Genomic DNA, 487 nt, shown 5'->3' with positions numbered 1-487 from the left:
CGAATACCCGCCCACGTACTCGCCTACGCGGCCGTCGCCTTCCATCACCAGCGTGGAGGTCACCACGTTGTCGAGGAAATCGCGGTCATGGCTGACCAGCAGCAGCGTGCCGGTGTAATCGGCCAGCAGTTCTTCCAGCAGCTCCAGCGTTTCCACGTCCAGGTCGTTGGTCGGTTCGTCCATCACCAGCAGGTTGGACGGCTGCGCGAACAGCCGCGCCAGCAGCAACCGGTTGCGCTCGCCGCCGGACAGGCGCGTGATCGGCGCACGCGCGCGCTCCGGGGTGAACAGGAAATCCTGCAGGTAGGCATGCACGTGCTTGCGCTTGCCGTTGACCTCGATGAAGTCCGCGCCTTCGGCCACGTTCTCGATGGCGTTCCAGTCCTCGCGCAGCGTGGCGCGGTACTGGTCGAAATAGGCGATCTGCAGGTTGGTACCCTGCACGATCTCGCCCTGCTGCGGCTGCAACTCGCCCAGCAGCAGCTTG

General features: G+C 65.1%; 1 protein-coding gene. It reads right to left on the bottom strand.

Annotation, left to right across the window (positions count from 1 at the left end):
- Positions 1-487, bottom strand: a 487-nt coding sequence (locus tag CWM66_RS28350; RefSeq protein ID WP_146159972.1) for an ATP-binding cassette domain-containing protein, incomplete at both ends; no start/stop codon positions are given.

Origin of the sequence: Kosakonia sp. H7A, from assembly GCF_003028445.1 — a bacterium.
GTDB classification, from domain to species: domain Bacteria; phylum Pseudomonadota; class Gammaproteobacteria; order Enterobacterales; family Enterobacteriaceae; genus Kosakonia; species Kosakonia radicincitans.
The sequence above is the reverse complement of the archived record's forward strand: the minus strand, read 5'-3'. Positions and strand labels throughout refer to the sequence as shown.